The sequence below is a fragment of the Lacinutrix chionoecetis genome (assembly GCF_053604665.1).
On sequence record NZ_JBSHNQ010000018.1, the window covers coordinates 1 to 282 of the forward strand.

The following is a 282-nucleotide window of genomic DNA, read 5'->3' on the forward strand; positions in this document are numbered from 1 at the left end:
GGTTTTACAGCCATCGATTTAACCATAAAAAACAACGAAATAACAGGCAGCAATCCAGCCTATAGCGTTACGTATTACCTAAATCAGGCAGATGCAGACGCTCAAACCAACCCATTACCAAATACCTACACTAATATAAGCAACCCGCAAACCATAGTGGCAGGTGTGCTCAATACCAACACCAGCTGTTACAATACAATCACATTAGACCTGGTAGTTGAGCAGGCACCAGTAATTTTTACACCAACCGCTTTAGAATATTGCGATCCAGACAGTGATGGC

General features: G+C 42.6%; 1 protein-coding gene. It reads left to right on the forward strand.

Annotated elements, in window-relative coordinates:
- Window positions 1–282, forward strand: a 282-nt coding sequence (locus tag ACVC43_RS00095) for a hypothetical protein (protein ID WP_452222537.1), incomplete at both ends; no start/stop codon positions are given.